Source organism: Rhodococcus ruber, assembly GCF_016804345.1.
GTDB lineage: Bacteria > Actinomycetota > Actinomycetes > Mycobacteriales > Mycobacteriaceae > Rhodococcus > Rhodococcus ruber.
The window spans coordinates 3,377,279-3,393,796 of the sequence record NZ_CP044211.1 but is presented as its reverse complement, the minus strand read 5'-3'; the positions used below and the strand labels follow the sequence as shown (position 1 = coordinate 3,393,796).

Annotated in this window: 13 protein-coding genes; 10 read left to right on the top strand and 3 right to left on the bottom strand. The window is 73.4% G+C overall.

Translation table 11 applies throughout. From position 1 onward, the window contains the following. Positions 1-10: 10 nt before the first annotated feature. Both F1734_RS15530 and F1734_RS15525 read right to left on the bottom strand, forming a co-directional pair. Positions 11-505 carry a MarR family winged helix-turn-helix transcriptional regulator gene (locus tag F1734_RS15530; protein WP_010595271.1) on the bottom strand — a complete coding sequence of 165 codons (495 nt, stop codon included), beginning with the start codon at positions 503-505 and terminating at the stop codon, positions 11-13. 79 nt (positions 506-584) lie between these two features. Further along, on the bottom strand, positions 585-1,643 hold the full coding sequence (locus F1734_RS15525) for an NAD-dependent epimerase/dehydratase family protein (RefSeq protein WP_029540099.1): 1,059 nt from the start codon (positions 1,641-1,643) through the stop codon (positions 585-587). Positions 1,644-1,759: 116 nt separating this feature from the next. On the opposite strand from F1734_RS15525, the gene F1734_RS15520 reads away from it, so the two are divergent. Then, positions 1,760-2,527 (top strand): dioxygenase family protein, encoded by a 768-nt coding sequence (locus F1734_RS15520; RefSeq protein ID WP_010595273.1) that lies wholly within the window; start codon positions 1,760-1,762, stop codon positions 2,525-2,527. 3 nt (positions 2,528-2,530) lie between these two features. On the opposite strand, the gene F1734_RS15515 is transcribed toward F1734_RS15520, so the two are convergent. Then, a complete protein-coding gene (locus tag F1734_RS15515) occupies positions 2,531-3,001 on the bottom strand; it encodes a peroxiredoxin (protein ID WP_017681433.1) in 471 nt (156 codons plus the stop codon). Positions 3,002-3,059: 58 nt separating this feature from the next. On the opposite strand from F1734_RS15515, the gene F1734_RS15510 reads away from it, so the two are divergent. The 9 genes from F1734_RS15510 to F1734_RS15470 all read left to right on the top strand — a co-directional run bounded on the left by F1734_RS15510 (position 3,060) and on the right by F1734_RS15470 (position 16,502). Further along, positions 3,060-4,643: an anthranilate synthase component I gene (locus tag F1734_RS15510; protein ID WP_010595275.1), complete on the top strand. Its 1,584-nt coding sequence runs from the start codon at positions 3,060-3,062 to the stop codon at positions 4,641-4,643. Further along, positions 4,640-5,326: a TIGR02234 family membrane protein gene (locus F1734_RS15505; protein WP_017681435.1), complete on the top strand. Its 687-nt coding sequence runs from the start codon at positions 4,640-4,642 to the stop codon at positions 5,324-5,326. Before F1734_RS15510 ends, F1734_RS15505 begins: the two co-directional genes overlap by 4 nt. Before the next feature lie 79 nt (positions 5,327-5,405). Next, positions 5,406-6,215, top strand: coding sequence for an indole-3-glycerol phosphate synthase TrpC (trpC, locus tag F1734_RS15500; protein WP_010595278.1), 810 nt, complete (start codon positions 5,406-5,408; stop codon positions 6,213-6,215). Between the two features lie 124 nt (positions 6,216-6,339). Beyond that, complete coding sequence (trpB, locus tag F1734_RS15495) at positions 6,340-7,599, top strand: tryptophan synthase subunit beta (protein ID WP_051059606.1); 1,260 nt, start codon at positions 6,340-6,342, stop codon at positions 7,597-7,599. Further along, complete coding sequence (trpA, locus tag F1734_RS15490) at positions 7,596-8,405, top strand: tryptophan synthase subunit alpha (protein ID WP_010595280.1); 810 nt, start codon at positions 7,596-7,598, stop codon at positions 8,403-8,405. Before trpB ends, trpA begins: the two co-directional genes overlap by 4 nt. After that, the gene (gene lgt / locus F1734_RS15485; RefSeq protein WP_010595281.1) at positions 8,402-9,439 is read left to right on the top strand and encodes a prolipoprotein diacylglyceryl transferase; all 1,038 of its coding nucleotides are present in this window, start codon (positions 8,402-8,404) and stop codon (positions 9,437-9,439) included. The genes trpA and lgt overlap by 4 nt, the downstream gene beginning before the upstream one ends. Further along, positions 9,436-10,305 carry a TM2 domain-containing protein gene (locus F1734_RS15480; protein ID WP_203010774.1) on the top strand — a complete coding sequence of 290 codons (870 nt, stop codon included), beginning with the start codon at positions 9,436-9,438 and terminating at the stop codon, positions 10,303-10,305. Before lgt ends, F1734_RS15480 begins: the two co-directional genes overlap by 4 nt. A 214-nt stretch (positions 10,306-10,519) precedes the next feature. Continuing rightward, the gene (gltB, locus tag F1734_RS15475) at positions 10,520-15,016 is read left to right on the top strand and encodes a glutamate synthase large subunit (RefSeq protein ID WP_476655335.1); all 4,497 of its coding nucleotides are present in this window, start codon (positions 10,520-10,522) and stop codon (positions 15,014-15,016) included. Then, the gene (locus F1734_RS15470) at positions 15,009-16,502 is read left to right on the top strand and encodes a glutamate synthase subunit beta (protein ID WP_203010773.1); all 1,494 of its coding nucleotides are present in this window, start codon (positions 15,009-15,011) and stop codon (positions 16,500-16,502) included. Before gltB ends, F1734_RS15470 begins: the two co-directional genes overlap by 8 nt. The last annotated feature ends 16 nt before the right edge of the window (positions 16,503-16,518 follow it).

The following is a 16,518-nucleotide window of genomic DNA, read 5'->3' as shown; positions in this document are numbered from 1 at the left end:
GTCGTCGGAGTCAGGCCTTGCCGGTCCCGGCGGCGATGCCCCGGTCGAGCTGCCCGAGCAGTGCGGTGCCGAGCTCGGTGAGCGCGGCGACCTGTTCGTCGTCGAGGCCCCGGAACACCAGGGCCTGGACGGTCGCGACGTGACCGGGCGCCGCTTCGACGAGCTTGGTCATGCCGGCGTCGGTGAGCACCGCGTACGAGCCGCGCGTGCCGGGCACGCTCTGCCGGCGCACCCACCCGGCGTTCTCCAGCTTGGTCACCACGTGGGACAGCCGCGAGAGCGACGCGTTGGACAGCTGCGCCAGCTCGGACAGGCGCAGCCGCCGGCCGGGCGCCTCGGACAGCTCGGCGAGGACCGAGTAGTCGAAGTGGGTGAGCGCCGAGTCCCGCTGCAGCTGCGTGTCGAGCGCGGCCGGCAACCGGGTGATCAGTGCCACCAGTTTCCGCCAGGCCCGCTGCTGGGATGCGGTCAGCCACTCGGTGTCGTCGATCTGCGCGGAGCCCACTGGTGCACCGTCCTTTCTCGATCGTCCACCCTATCGGGACCGCCGGTGCGGGAGGCCGGCGTCCCGTCGGAGCCGATGGTCAGGGGCGCTGTCCCATGCCGGTGGCGACCTCGTGCAGTCGGCCGCCCATGCTGTCCGCCGTCAGGGGCGGCGTCGGCAGTCCCGCGCCGTCGCGGAGTCCGGTCAGGAACTCCTCGAGAGTGGCCCGGGGCGAGAACCGGGGGATCCACTCGAGATCCGTGCGGGCGCGAGTGCAGTCCATGAGCGGCAGCCGCAGCACCGTGTCGAGCAGCCCGGGGGAGGCGGGGGCGAGCCGGGCGTGCCAGGCGACGGCGACGGCCGCGTGCAGCGCCGCGGCCGGGACGGGCACCGTGCGGGCCCCGAGGATCTCGGCGAGGACTTCGGTGTCGACCGGGGGCTCGGCGGCGAGATTGAAGGCGCCCCGCACCGGTCGCAGCACGGCCCGCACGTACGCGTCGGCGGCGTCCTCGGTGTGCAGTACCTGCATCCGCAGCCCGGCGGTGCGAGGGACGACGGGCAGGGCGCGGACGAGGCGTCCGGGGACGAACGGTCCGGCGAACAGTCGGCGCTGGGCGGTGGCGGACTCGCGCTTGAAGATGAACCCGGGCCGCATCCGGACCACCCGGAGGTCGGGGTGCCGCAGTTCGAACGCGTCGAGCCAGCGTTCGAGGTACGCCTTCTCCCGCGGGTATGCGGCGCCGGGCCAGCCGTGGGTGGGCCAGCGCTCGTCGATCCGTTCGTGCTGGGGTCCCGGCGAGTAGGCGCCGACCGACGAGGCGTGCACCACGGCGGGGACGCCCGCCGCGGCGGCGGTCTCGAACACCCGGATCGATCCGAGAACATTGTTGCGCCAGGTGACCTCGGGTTTGTGGGTGGGCTGGAAGAGCCAGGCCAGGTGAACGACCGCGTCGGCACCCCGCAGCAGCTCGTGCAGGTCGTCGCGGGCGACGTCGGCGACGACGAAGTCGGTCTTGGGGCAGCGCCAGTCGGTGGGGCGGCGGGCGATGCCGATCACCGATCCGATGGTCTCCCGGGCGGCGAGTGCCGCCGTGACGCTGGTGCCCACGTTTCCGGTCGCGCCCGTGACGACCACTTTCGGGCCCTGTGTTCCGGTCATGGGCGGGGGATACCCGCCCCGTCGCCGATCCATCCCCGCCGGGACGTTCCGGAGGCCCCGGCGCGGCCTCGGGTAGTATTGTTGAAGCTTCAACATTAGGAGTTCGTGTGAGTCTCATGCCCGCCCTGTTCCTCAGTCACGGTGCGCCGCCCCTGGTCGACAGCGCGACGTGGGTGGCGCAGCTGCAGCGCTGGGCCGCCGACCTGCCGACCCCCACCGCGATCCTCGTGGTCTCCGCGCACTGGGAGTCCGCGCCGCTGACGATCGGTGCCACCACCACCGGTACCCCGCTCGTGTACGACTTCGGCGGGTTCCCCCGCCGCTTCTACGAGGTCACCTACCCGGCGCCCGGTGCCCCCGACCTCGCCCGCACGGTGGCCGCGCTCATGCCCGACGGCGAACCCGTCGTGCAGCAGCCGCACCGCGGTCTCGACCACGGCGCGTACGTGCCGCTCACCGTCATGTACCCGGACGCGGACATCCCGGTCCTGCAGATCTCCCTGCCCACCCTCGAGCCGGCGCGGCTGCTCGCGCTCGGCGCGCGGCTGCGGCCCCTCCGGGAGCAGGGTGTGCTCGTCGTCGGCTCCGGCTTCACCACCCACGGTCTGCCGTTCCTGCGCGACCCGCGTCCCGAGGCCGCCGCGCCGGGCTGGTCCGCCGAGTTCGACGCATGGGCCGCCGAGCGGCTCGCCGCCGGCGACGTCGACGGTCTGCTCGACTTCCGCACCCGGGCGCCCGGCATGCCGTACGCCCACCCGACGATCGAGCACTTCGCCCCGCTGTTCGTCACCCTCGGCGCGTCGAGCGACCCGGAGCGGGCGCCCCGGCAGGTGATCGACGGGTTCTGGATGGGATTGGCGAAGCGCTCCGTCCAGGTGGACTGACCGTCAGTCCCGGGCCGCGCGCCGCGCCCGCAGCGCCGCGAGGGCGCGGTCCGCGTGCACGTCGGGGCGCACCTCGCTGGCGATCACCTCGAGCACGGTGCGGTCGGTGTCCAGCACGAACGTGGTCCGCTTGACCGGCGACAGCCGGGCGAGCAGCCCCCGGCGCACCCCGAACCGGGCCGCCACCTCGCCGTCCGGGTCGGACAGCAGCGGAAAGTCGAACGACTGGCGTGTCGACCATGCGCCCAGCCGGTCCACCGGGTCGGTGCTGATACCGATCCGGGTCGCGCCGACGGCCGCGAACTCGGCCGCCAGATCCCGGAAGTGGCACGCCTCCGCCGTGCACACGGGGGTGAACGCGGCCGGATAGAAGAACAGCACCACCGGCCCGTCCGCCAGCAGCGCGGACAGGGTCCGCGGACGCCCGTCCTGGTCGTTCGCCGTGAAGTCGGGGGCGGTATCACCGGCTCTCATGTCCGGTGACGCTACCGCGACCGCGCTCGTCGCGGCAGGCCCTGGGATGATGGGCGCCATGTCCGGCGAGCCCACCACCATCCCCGCAGCGGCGCCCGACCCCACCGAGGGCGGTCGACCCGACTCCACCACCACCCGCGAGCAGTTCCGGCTCCTCGCCGCCGAGCACCGGGTCGTCCCCGTGACCCGCAAGGTCCTCGCCGACGCGGAGACTCCGTTGTCGGCGTACCGCAAGCTCGCCGCCGACCGGCCCGGCACCTTCCTGCTCGAATCCGCCGAGAACGGCCGGTCCTGGTCCCGGTGGTCGTTCATCGGCGCAGGCAGCCCCGCCGCGCTCACCGTGGTCGACGGCGAGGCCACCTGGTACGGGCACGTGCCCGCCGGGGCCCCCACCGGCGGCAACCCCCTCGACGTGCTGCGGCAGACGTTGCAGCTGCTGCACACCGAGCGGCTGCACGGCCTGCCCCCGCTCACCGGCGGCATGGTCGGCTACCTCGGCTACGACGTCGTGCGCCGGATCGAACGGCTGCCCGAACACGCTGTCGACGACCTGCACATCCCGGAGACGGTGATGATGCTCGCCACCGACCTCGCCGCCGTCGACCACCACGAGGGCGCGATCACCCTCATCGCCAACGCCGTCAACTGGGACGGTTCCGACGAGCGCGTCGACGAGGCGTACGACGACGCCGTCGCCCGGCTGGACCGGATGACCGCGGCGCTGGCCGCGCCGGCCCCGTCGACCGTCTCGACCTTCGACCGCCCCGCCCCCGACTACCGGCGCCAGCGCACCACCGACGGCTTCGGCGCCGACGTGCGCCGGCTCATCGGCGAGATCGAGGCCGGCGAGGCGTTCCAGGTGGTGCTGTCCCAGCGCTTCGAGATCGACTGCCCCGCGGCGCCGATCGACGTGTACCGGATGCTGCGGGCCTCGAACCCGAGCCCGTACATGTTCCTCATGCACGTTCCCGACGGCGACGGCGGCACCGCGTTCTCCATCGTCGGCTCGAGCCCGGAGGCGCTGGTGACCGTCGCCGACGGCGTCGCCACCACGCATCCCATCGCCGGCACCCGCTGGCGCGGCACCAGCGAGGAGGAGGACATCCTGCTCGAGAAGGACCTGCTCGCCGACGAGAAGGAGAACGCCGAGCACCTCATGCTCGTCGACCTCGGCCGCAACGACCTGGGCCGGGTGTGCGAACCCGGCACGGTCAAGGTGCACGACTACCGGCACATCGAGCGTTACAGCCACGTCATGCACCTCGTCTCGACCGTGACCGGTCGCCTCGCCGAAGGCCGGCACGCCCTCGACGCGGTCACCGCGTGCTTTCCCGCCGGGACCCTGTCCGGTGCCCCCAAGGTGCGGGCGATGGAACTGATCGACGAGCTCGAACCGACCCGGCGCGGCATCTACGGCGGCATCGTCGGCTACCTCGATTTCGCCGGTGACGCCGACACCGCCATCGCGATCCGTTCCGCCCTGGTCAAGGACGGCGTCGCCTACGTGCAGGCCGGTGCCGGCGTCGTGGCCGACTCCGACCCGGTCTACGAGGACACCGAAGCGCGCAACAAGGCCATGGCGGTGCTCTCCGCCGTCGCCGCCGCCGGCACCCTCACCCCGTACGACGGGGACCGGTCGTGAGTGCTCGCGACGCCACCGGGCGGCGCCGCGGCGCGACCGCCGCGCTGCTCGCGACCGCCGCCGCCGCGCTGTGGGGTGCGAGCCGCCTGACCTGGGTGACCGTCACCTCCTCCGACGGCCTCGGTGAGGACCGGGTCACCGGGCTCGTCGGGGGGACGTGGGCGGCTGCGCTGACCCCGCTCGCCCTGGCGCTGCTGGCCGCGGTCGCGGCGTCCTTCGCGGTGCGCGGGTGGGCACTGCGGGTGCTGGCGGTGCTCGTCGCGGTCGTCGCGGTCGCTGCCGCCGTTCCGGCGGTGGGCCTGCTCACCGGGAGCGCCGACGACGCGACCGCGGCGCGCATCGCCGAGTTGCCCGCACGCGCCGAGGTCACCTCCCTCACCGTCGCCACCGCCCCGGCGCTGCTCGCCCTGGCCGGTGCCGTCGCCGCGCTGGCCGCCGCGGTGCAGCTGTGGCGCACCCCGCGGGCCCGGGCGGGGCTGTCGTCCCGCTACGACAGCCCCGCCGCCCGCCGGGAGGCCACGGTCCGCCGGGACACCGCCGACGAGCCGGTCACCGAACGCACGCTGTGGGACGCGCTCGACGCGGGGGAGGACCCCACGGTCGACGCCGCCGACGACCGGTCCGCCGATCGAGGCGGGGAGGGCGGCACCGACGATTCGGGGACCCGCCGCACGGGTCGGTGAGGGCGCGCACTACCCTTCAAGAAACTCCGATGAGCTTTCTCACATCGGATTGACAGGGGCGAAAGGACTTCGAGCCACGATGACAGTTCTCGACTCGATACTCGAAGGGGTGCGCGCCGACGTCGCCGCCCGGGAAGCGGTCCTCGACTTCGCTGCGGTCAAGGCCGCGGCCGCCGCCGCGCCCCCGTCCCTCGACGCCAAGGCCGCGTTGCTCGAGCCGGGAATCGCCGTGATCGCCGAGGTCAAGCGGGCGAGCCCGTCGAAGGGTGCGCTCGCCGACATCTCCGATCCCGCCGAACTCGCCAAGGCCTACGAGGCCGGCGGTGCCCGCGCGATCAGCGTGCTCACCGAGCAGCGCCGGTTCCAGGGCAGCCTCGAGGACCTCGACGCCGTGCGGCGCGCGGTGCGGATCCCGGTGCTGCGCAAGGACTTCATCGTGGGGCCGTACCAGATCCACGAGGCGCGTGCCCACGGCGCAGACATCGTGCTGCTCATCGTCGCCGCCCTCGAACAACCCGTGCTGACCTCGCTCGTCGACCGTGTCGAATCCCTCGGGATGACGGCGCTCGTGGAGGTGCACACCGAGGAGGAGGCCGACCGGGCCCTCGAGGCCGGCGCCACGGTCATCGGAGTCAACGCCCGCGATCTCAAGACTCTCGAGGTCGACAAGAGCACATTCGCCCGGATCGCGCCGGGGTTGCCGACCGAGGTCGTCAAGATCGCCGAGTCCGGGGTGCGCGGTCCCTCCGATCTGCTCACCTATGCCGGCGCGGGCGCCGACGCGGTGCTCGTCGGTGAGGGTCTGGTGACCAGCGGCGACCCGCGCCACGCGGTTGCCGAACTGGTCACCGCCGGCACCCATCCGTCCTGCCCGAAGCCCGCGCGCTGAGCGCAGTCCGGTGCACCGCCGACGGCCCGGACCCGGCGACGAGGCGGGGGCGACGTTGGGGCAGACTGGACGGGTGAGCACAGACGATCCCGTACTTTCCGCCAAGGGCCGCGGTCTGCCCCGCATGAGCGCCGCAGTGGCCGAGCACAGCGCGCACGAACCCGACCCCGGCGGCCACTTCGGGGTCTTCGGCGGGCGGTTCGTCCCCGAGGCGCTGATGGCGGTCATCGAGGAGGTCACCGCCGAATACGACAAGGCGCGGGTCGACAACGGGTTCCTCGACGAACTCGATCGGTTGCAGCGCGACTACACGGGCCGGCCGTCCCCGGTGTACGAGGCCAAGCGGCTGAGCGACCACGCCGGCGGCGCCCGGATCCTGCTCAAGCGCGAGGATCTCAACCACACCGGCTCACACAAGATCAACAACGTGCTCGGCCAGGCCCTGCTCGCCAAACGGATGGGCAAGAGCCGGGTCATCGCGGAGACCGGCGCCGGGCAGCACGGTGTCGCCACCGCCACCGCCTGCGCGCTGCTCGGCCTCGACTGTGTCGTCTACATGGGCGAGGTCGACACCGAACGGCAGGCCCTCAACGTCGCCCGGATGCGCCTGCTCGGCGCCGAGGTCGTCGCCGCCACCAGCGGCTCGCGCACCCTCAAGGACGCGATCAACGAGGCGATGCGCGACTGGGTCACCAACGCCCACAACACGTACTACTGCTTCGGCACCGCCGCCGGCCCGCACCCGTTCCCGATGATGGTGCGCGACTTCCAGCGGATCATCGGCCTGGAGGCGCGCGCGCAGGTGCAGGCGCTCACCGGACGGTTGCCCGATGCCGTCACCGCCTGCGTCGGCGGCGGGTCCAACGCCATCGGCATCTTCCATGCCTTCCTCGACGATCCCGGCGTCCGCCTGGTCGGCTTCGAGGCCGGCGGCGACGGCGTGGAAACCGGGCGGCACGCCGCCACCATCACCGGCGGCACGCCCGGCGCGCTGCACGGCGCCTACTCCTACCTGCTGCAGGACGAGGACGGGCAGACCGTCGAGTCCCATTCGATCTCCGCCGGCCTGGACTACCCCGGCGTCGGACCCGAGCACTCCTACCTCAAGGACATCGGCCGCGCCGACTACCGGCCCGTCACCGACACCGAGGCCATGGACGCGTTCTCGCTGCTCTCGCGCACCGAGGGCATCATCCCCGCCATCGAGTCGGCGCACGCCGTCGCCGGGGCCCTGGACCTGGGTCGCGAACTCGGCCCCGGCGCGGTCGTGCTGGTCAATCTGTCCGGCCGCGGCGACAAGGACGTCGACACCGCCGCGCGGTGGTTCGGGCTCCTTCCCGCCGACCCGGCCACCCCCGACACGACGGAAGGATCCGCGCAGTGAGCGCCCAGCAGCCGCAGTCCCGCCTCGGCGAGGTCTTCGCCCGATGCAAGGCCGAGAACCGGGCCGCGCTCGTCGGCTATCTCCCCGCCGGGTACCCCGACCTGCCGCGCTCGATCGAGGCGTTCGAAACGCTCGTGCAGGCCGGGTGCGACATCGTCGAGGTCGGCATCCCCTACAGCGACCCGGTGATGGACGGCCCCACCATCCAGGCCGCCGCCGACGGGGCACTCACGGCGGGTTTCCGGGTGCGGGACGTGTTCCGCGTCGTCGAGGCCGTCGCCGCCGCCGGGGGCCACGCTGTCGTGATGACCTACTGGAACATCGTCCTCAAGTACGGGATCGACGAGTTCGCCCGCGACCTCGCCGCCGCCGGAGGACTGGGCATCATCACCCCGGACCTCATTCCCGACGAGGCCGAGCGGTGGATGGCGGCGGCGGACCGGCACGGGCTCGACCGCATCTTCCTCGTCGCCCCGTCCTCGACCGCCGAGCGTCTCGCCACGACCGTCGACTCCTGCCGCGGATTCGTCTACGCCACCTCCACGATGGGCGTGACCGGCGCCCGCGACGCCGTCTCGGACATGGCGCCCGAACTCGTCGCCCGCGTGCGCGAGCACTCGCAGATTCCCGTGGGTGTCGGCCTGGGCGTGCGGTCGCGGGACCAGGCCGCCCAGATCGCCGCCTACGCCGACGCGGTGATCGTCGGCTCTGCGCTGGTGGCCGCCGTGGCGCAGGGCGCCGACGCGTTGCGCGCGCTCACCACGGAACTCGCGGAGGGCGTGCGCTCGGCTAGCGTGGCCACGTGACCTCCACCGCCGTCCCCGCCGCCACCGTCCTGGCGTATCTGCCCAGTCCGCCGCAGGGGGTGTGGTACCTCGGGCCGATCGCGCTGCGGGCCTACGCCCTGTGCATCATCGTCGGGATCGTCGTCGCGATCTTCTGGGGCGACCGCCGCTGGGTCGCCCGCGGCGGCGAACCGGGCACCGTGCTCGACGTCGCGGTGTGGGCGGTGCCGTTCGGTCTGATCGGTGGCCGCCTTTACCACGTCGCCACCGACTGGCAGAAGTACTTCGGTGCGGGCGCCGACCCGGTCGACGCGCTGAAGATCTGGCAGGGCGGGCTGGGCATCTGGGGGGCGGTCGCCCTCGGCGGGGTGGGCGCCTGGATCGGGTGCCGTCGCCGCGGCGTCCCCCTGCCCGCCTTCGGTGACGCGCTGGCCCCGGCGATCCTGCTGGCCCAGGCCATCGGCCGGCTCGGCAACTGGTTCAACCAGGAACTCTACGGTCGGGAGACGACCGTGCCGTGGGGCCTCGAGATCTACGAACGCCGCAACGACGCAGGACAGACTAGCCCGGACCTCATCGACGGAATCTCCACCGGGCAGGTCGCGGCGGTGGTGCACCCGACGTTCCTGTACGAGCTGGTGTGGAATCTGCTCGTCGTGCTGCTGCTCGTGTTCGTCGACCGGCGATTCCGCATCGGACACGGCCGACTGTTCGCTCTCTACGTGGCCGGATACAGCGCGGGCCGCTTCTTCGTCGAACTCATGCGGTCCGATCCGGCCACCGAGATCGCCGGGATCCGGATCAATTCCTTCACGTCCGCCATCGTGTTCGTCCTCGCCGTCGCCTACGTCGTCGTCGCGCGCAAGGGCCGGGAAGCGCCGGAGGAACTGAAATCCCGCCGTCCGGGTGGCGCAGACGAGGCCGCCGCGGCCGGTGGCGCAACCGAGACCGACGACGGGCACCGCGACGGCGCGTCCGGGTCGGTGGTGCCGGCCGAGCCCGGCGGTAAGGTCGAGTCAGGTACGCGCAGCGAGAACGAAGGGGACAAGTCGTGACCACATCCGACCCGGGATCCCCGGGTCCCACATCCGACGCGGGGTCCCCGGAGCCCACGGGCCCGGATCTGCGGAAGAAGGACGAGACCTCCACGGGGCCGGACCTGCGCAAACAGGCCGCCGCCGAGGAGACGTCCGAAGCCGGCGCGAGCGCCGCACCACGCGACGGCGAGCCGGCCTCCACCGAGGAACTGCCCGCGTTCGGTGGCACCGCCGACTACGATCCGACCGCCCAGGCGTCGCTGTCCGTTCCGCCGCCCACCACCGAGTCGACCGCGCCCACCTGGGGTACGGCGGGACCGGGCTGGAACACCTATGCGGGCATGGGCAACGGTCCGGGCTGGGGCACCACGCCGAGCTATCCGCCGCCGTCGAGCGAAGGGCAGTACGGCACCGCGCACGAGTCCGAGGCACAGACCGGCGGCCGGTACGGCGGCACCGGACCCGTCTACGGCACACCCGACCCGCAGTTCCAGGGCGCGCCGCAGTACCCGCCGGCCTCCGCACCGGGCTACGGATCCTCCGGTTACGGGCCCACCGGTTACGGTGCCTACGGCGATCCCTCCGCCCCGTACGGGCGGGATCCGGCGACCGGCGAACCGTTCTCCGACAAGTCGAAGACCACTGCGGGTCTGCTGCAACTGCTGCTGCCCTTCGTCGGGATCTGCGGCGTCGGACGGCTCTACCTCGGGAGCACCGCCGTCGGCCTCATCCAGCTGCTGGGGCTGTGGATCGGCGGCCTGCTGGCGATCGTCCTGATCGGTTTCGTGATCATGCCGGTGATCTGGGTGTGGTCCGTCATCGACGGGATCATGATGCTCACCGGCAGCGTCCGCGACTCCGACGGCCGCCCGCTGCGGCCCTGACCCACCCGCCCGGCGGCCGGTCGCGCACCTCGCGCGGCCGGCCGTCGCGCGCGTAGACTGACCGCCACCGGGACCGATCCCCGGTTCGACCGTCGGGCGGACCTGGTCCGGCCACCCACACCGCACAGCGCACGCCCGTCGTGGCGACCCCGTCGGGGCCGCTCATCCGACGACGCGTGACGTCGCCCCACACCGGCGACGTGGAGGTGGACCGGTGCGGCATTCCGGGATGCCCGAGGCCCGCGGACTCTACGACCCCGCCCGCGAATCGGATTCCTGTGGCGTGGGCGCGGTCGTCGACCTGCGCGGCCGCAGCACACACCGGACCGTCACCGACGCGCTCACCGCGCTGCGCAACCTCGGCCACCGCGGCGCCAGCGGCCGGGAACCCGCCAGCGGGGACGGCGCCGGTATCACCCTGGCCCTCCCCACCGGGCTCTTCGACGCCGTCGCCGGCGTCGAGCTGCCGCCGCCCGGGTGCTACGCCACCGGCCTGTGCTTTCTGCCCCGCGACCCACGCGCCCGGGCAGCGGCCCGCGAACGGATCCACACGCTCGCCGCCGAGGAGGACCTCGAGGTCCTCGGCTGGCGCGAGGTTCCCGTCGACCCGGCCGGCCTCGGGCGCACCGCCGAGGCCTGCCGCCCCCACATCAGCCAGCTCTTCGTCGCCGCCGCAGGCGCGGACGATGCCCGCCCCGCAGGCGTGGACCTCGACCGGCGGGTGTATCCGCTGCGGCGCCGCGCCGAGCACACCGGCGACGTCTACTTTCCGTCGCTGTCCGCCCGCACCGTCGTCTACAAGGGCATGCTCACCGCACAGCAACTGCCGGGGTTCTACCCCGACCTGCGTGACCGGCGTTGCGCCAGCGCGATCGCACTCGTGCACAGCCGCTTCTCCACCAACACCTTTCCGTCCTGGCGGCTCGCGCAGCCGTTCCGGTACAGCGCCCACAACGGCGAGATCAACACCATCCGCGGCAACCGGAACCGGATGCACGCGCGGGAAGGGCTCCTGCGCACCGGGCTGCTGCCCGGCGACCTGACCCGCCTGTTTCCGCTCTGCACCCCCGACATGTCCGACTCCGCGACCCTCGACGAGGTCCTCGAACTGCTCCATCTCGCCGGGCGTTCGCTGCCGCACGCGGTGACCATGCTCGTCCCGCCCGCCTGGGAGAACGCGCCCGGACTCGATCCCCGGCGCCGCGCCTTCCACCGCTTCCATGCCGCGCTGCTCGAACCGTGGGACGGACCGGTGTGCCTGCCCTTCACCGACGGACGGTGGTTCGGGGCCGTACTCGACCGCAACGGGTTGCGGCCGGGCCGCTGGTGCCGCACCGCCGACGACCGGGTCCTGTTCGGCAGCGAGACCGGAATGCTCGACGTGCCACCGGAACACATCGTGCACAAGGGCCGGCTCGAGCCGGGCCGGATGCTCCTCGTCGACACCGCCACCGGGCGCATCGTCCCGCCCGACGAACTGCTCGACACCCTCGCCGCCGCCCACCCCTACGACCGGTGGCTGCGCGAGGGTCAGGTCGACCTGGCGGATCTGCCCCGTCCGGCCGGGCACCCCGCCGCGGACCACGAGCCGGATCGGGACCACCGGCTGTTCGGCTACACCCGAGAGGACCTCGAGGTGCTGCTCGAACCGATGGCCGCGACCGGTGCGGAACCGCTCGGTTCGATGGGCGCCGACATCGCCCCCGCGGTGCTGTCGCCGCGCCCCCGGCTGCTCTACGACTACGTCGTCGAGCTGTTCGCCCAGGTCACCAACCCGCCGTTGGATGCCATCCGCGAACGGGTCGTCACCTCGATGCGGCGCGTCGCCGGCCCGGAGGACAACCTGTTCGACGCGTCCGCGAAGTCGTGCCGGCAGCTGGTGCTTCCCGGTCCGGTGCTCGACTCCGACGACCTCGCCGCCGTCGCGGCACTCGGCCCGGGCGGCCCGCGTCCGGCCCTTGCCGCACGGGCGCTGCCCGCGCACTTCGCGGTCGGCGGCGACCCCGGCGAGGCCCTCGCGGCGGGACTCACGGCCCTGCGCCGCGCCGCCGACGCCGCCCTCGACGACGGTCGCGGCATCCTGATCGTCACCGACCGCGGGTGCGGTCCGGACCGCGTCCCGATCCCGTCGCTGCTCGCCGTCGCCGCCGTGCACCACCACCTCGTCCGCACCCGGCGGCGCACCCGCGTCGCGCTCCTCGCCGAATCCGGCGACGCCCGCGAGGTCCACCATGTGGCCGCGCTGGTCGGGTTCGGCGCCGCGGCGGTCTGCCCGTACGTCGCCCTCGGCACCGTGCGCTCCCTCGCGGCCGCCGGGCGCATTCCCGGCACGGACCCGGCGGCGGCCGCGGCGAACTACCGTCGCGCCCTCGTCACCGGTGTCCGCGAAGTGATGGCCAAACTCGGCATCTCGACCCTCGCCTCGTACACGGCGGCGCAGACGTTCGAGGCCGTCGGCCTCGCCCGGGAGGTCGTCGACGAGTACCTGCCCGGTACCGTCTCCCGACTGGGCGGCGCCGGGCTCGCCGACCTGGCCCGCGACGCCCGTCGCCGGCATCGGCATGCCTTCGGGAACCGTTGTGCCGACACCCTTCTCGACAGCGGCGGCGTGTACCGGTACCGGCGCGACGGCGAACCCCATCTGTTCACCCCCGAGACGGTGTTCCTGCTGCAGCACGCGACCCGCACGGGACGCGCGGACGTCTACGCACGCTACTGCGCCGAGGTCGACCGTCTCGCCGCCGCAGGCGCCACGCTGCGCGGGCTGCTGCGCACCGTCGCCGCGGAACCGATCCCGCTCGACGAGGTCGAGCCGGAGACGGAGATCGTGCGCCGCTTCGCCACCGGGGCCATGAGCTACGGGTCGATCTCCGGGGAGGCACACGAGGCCCTCGCCGTCGCGATGAACCGGCTCGGCGGCCGCTCGAACTCGGGGGAGGGCGGGGAGGAGCGCGACCGGCTCGGCGACCTGCTGCGGCGCAGTGCCGTCAAACAGGTCGCCAGCGGCCGCTTCGGCGTCACCGCCGACTACCTCGCCGACGCGACCGACCTGCAGATCAAGATGGCTCAGGGAGCGAAACCCGGTGAAGGTGGCCAGCTTCCCGGTCACAAGGTGTATCCGTGGATCGCCCGCACCCGGCACGCCACGGCGGGCGTCGGCCTGATCTCCCCACCGCCGCACCACGACATCTATTCCATCGAGGACCTCGCCGAACTCGTCCACGACCTGCGGTGCGCCAACCCGCAGGCCCGCATCCACGTCAAACTGGTCAGCGGTGTCGGCGTCGGAATCGTCGCCGCCGGTGTCGCCAAGGCCCATGCCGACGTGGTCCTGATCTCCGGCCACGACGGTGGCACCGGCGCCGCACTGCTCACCGCCGTGCAGCACGCCGGCACCCCGTGGGAGATCGGGCTCGCCGAAACCCAGCAGACCCTCGTGCTGAGCGGCCTTCGCGACCGCATCACCGTGCAGTGCGACGGCGGTCTGCGCACCGGTCGGGACGTGCTGATCGCGGCGCTGCTCGGTGCCGAGGAGTTCGGGTTCGCCACGGCGCCCCTGGTGGTCCTCGGCTGCATCCTCATGCGGGTGTGTCATCTCGACACATGCCCCGTCGGGATCGCCACCCAGAATCCCCGACTCCGGGAGAAGTTCACGGGCAGAGCAGAATTCGTGGAACAGTTCTTCCGGTTCGTCGCCGCGGACGTGCGCCGGCGGCTCGCGGCGCTGGGCCTGGCCCGCCTCGACGACGCCGTCGGCCGGGTCGACCTGCTCGAACCCGACGCGGCGCTCGCGCACTGGCGTCGCCGCGGGCTCGATCTCGCGCCGCTGTTCACCCCGCCCGCCGACGCCCTCGGCGCGCCCCCACAGCGCCGCCGCACCCGCCCGGCCGCCGGACCCCCCGACGCGCCGTTGGACCGGGACCTGATCGCCCGCGCCGGCCCCGCCCTCGACCACGGCCGGCCCGTGCAGCTGACCGGGACCGTCACCAACCGGGACCGCGCCGTCGGCACCCTGCTCGGCTGGACCGCCGGCCGACGGTGCCCCGCGGGTCTGCCCGAGGACACCGTGCGGATCGACCTGCACGGCAGCGCCGGACAGTCCCTCGGCGCCTTCCTGCCCACCGGGATCACCGTCACCGTCACCGGCGACGCCAACGACTATGTAGCCAAGGGTCTGTCCGGCGGGCGCGTGGTGGTGCGCCCCGACGCGGCCGCGCCGTTCGACCCGCACGAGCAGATCGTCGCCGGCAACACCGTCCTGTACGGGGCGACCTCCGGCGAGTTGTTCCTGCACGGTCGGGTGGGGGAGCGCTTCGCCGTGCGCAATTCCGGCGCCGACGCCGTGTGCGAGGGCACCGGCGACCATGCCTGCGAGTACATGACGGGCGGCCGCGTGGTGATCCTCGGACCCACCGGCCGCAATCTGGCCGCCGGTATGACCGGGGGTCTGGCCTACGTCCTCGACCTCGAGCCCGGCCTCGTCAACACCGACTCGGTGCAACTGCAACCGGTCGACCCCGCCGAGCTCGCGCAGGTGCGGGATCTGATCGCCCGCTACCGCGCACGCACCGGATCGGCAGTCGCCGGGGAACTGCTCGCCGACTGGGCCGGCAACGCGGGGCGCTTCACCGCGGTGGTGCCCGAGGATCTGATCCGGATCCGCGCGACCGCCCGCGAACGGCCCACCCCGGTCGGAGCCGACGGTGCCTGACCCCCGCGGATTCCTGCGTTACGACCGCTGCGAGCCGCCGCGCCGGCCCGCCGCCGAACGCGTCCGCGACTGGGCAGAGGTGCACCGCGCGCAGTCCCCCGACGAGGAGCTCCGCACGATCCGGGAACAGGCCGCCCGCTGCATGGACTGCGGACTCCCGTTCTGCCACAGCACCGGAACGGGCTGCCCGCTCGGCAACCTGATCCCCGAATGGAACGACCTGGTGCGCCGCGACCGGTGGGCCGAGGCCGCCGACCGACTGCACGCCACCGACAACTTCCCCGAGTTCACCGGCCGGTTGTGCCCGGCCCCGTGTGAATCCGCCTGCGTGCTGGCCCGGGACGACCACGCCGCCGGTGTGACGGTCGAACGGATCGAACGGGCGATCGCCGACCGGGCGTGGGCCGACGGCCGCGTGCCGCCCCGCCCCCCGGTCCGCCGCACCGGCAGATCCGTCGCCGTCGTCGGCTCCGGCCCGGCGGGTCTCGCCGCGGCCCAGCAACTCACCCGCGCCGGACACGCCGTGACCGTCCTCGAACGTGCCGACCGGCTCGGCGGCCTGCTGCGGTACGGCATCCCGGCGTTCAAGATGGACAAGGCGCTCGTCGACCGGCGTCTCGCGCAGATGCGCGCCGAGGGCACGGTGTTCCGCACCGGCACCGAGGCGGGGGTCGATCCGGATGTCGCCGCTCTGCGGGCCGAATTCGACGCCGTCGTTCTCGCGGTCGGGGCCGGACGCGCCCGCGACCTGCCCGTCCCGGGGCGCGGACTCGCCGGGGTGCATCCCGCGATGGAGTTCCTCGTCGCCGCCAACCGCGAGTGCGCGGGCGACGGACCCACCCCGATCAGCGCCGCCGGGCGGCACGTGGTGATCGTCGGTGGCGGGGACACCGGTACCGACTGCTTCGGCACCGCGCTGCGGCAGGGCGCGCGGTCCGTCACCCAGCTCGACTACCGGCCCCGCCCGCCCGTCCGGCGCGACGAGGACGTCACCCCGTGGCCACTCGTGCCGTGGGTGCTGCGGACGGCACCCGCGCACGAGGAGGGCGGGACCCGGCGGTTCGAGGTGACGGTGCAGCACTTCGCCGGGTCCCGTGGGCGGGTGCGGACGCTCGAACTGGCGGAAGTGGACGCGCGCCGCGCCCCCCGCGGGAACACCTTCGCCATCCCCTGCGACCTCGCGCTCCTCGCGGTCGGCTTCGAAGGAGTGCAGCGCGGACCGCTCCTCGAGGCCTTCGGCCTGGTCCCCGGCGGGCGGGGCACGCTCGGCTGCGACGACCACTGGCAGACCGCCACCCCGGGGGTGTTCGTGTGCGGCGACGCGCACCGGGGGGCGTCACTCGTGGTGTGGGCGATCGCCGAGGGGCGTGCGGCGGCGCACGGGGTGGACACCTTCCTGACGGGGGAGTCGGAGCTGCCGGCGCCGGTCCGTCCCGGCTCGCTGCACCTGGGCTTCCCGCGTTTTCCGCCCCGCCGGCCGGGGTAAGCCGCACGGGTGAGCG

What these genes read in the sequence shown, in the direction of transcription:
- F1734_RS15520 (WP_010595273.1), top strand. Translation starts at nt 1,760, where the DNA reads ATGCCCGCCCTGTTCCTCAGTCACGGTGCGCCGCCCCTGGTCGACAGC.
- F1734_RS15510 (WP_010595275.1), top strand. Translation starts at nt 3,060, where the DNA reads ATGTCCGGCGAGCCCACCACCATCCCCGCAGCGGCGCCCGACCCCACC.
- trpB (WP_051059606.1), top strand. Translation starts at nt 6,340, where the DNA reads ATGAGCGCCGCAGTGGCCGAGCACAGCGCGCACGAACCCGACCCCGGC.
- F1734_RS15525 (WP_029540099.1), bottom strand. Translation starts at nt 1,643, where the DNA reads ATGACCGGAACACAGGGCCCGAAAGTGGTCGTCACGGGCGCGACCGGA.
- F1734_RS15515 (WP_017681433.1), bottom strand. Translation starts at nt 3,001, where the DNA reads ATGAGAGCCGGTGATACCGCCCCCGACTTCACGGCGAACGACCAGGAC.
- trpC (WP_010595278.1), top strand. Translation starts at nt 5,406, where the DNA reads ATGACAGTTCTCGACTCGATACTCGAAGGGGTGCGCGCCGACGTCGCC.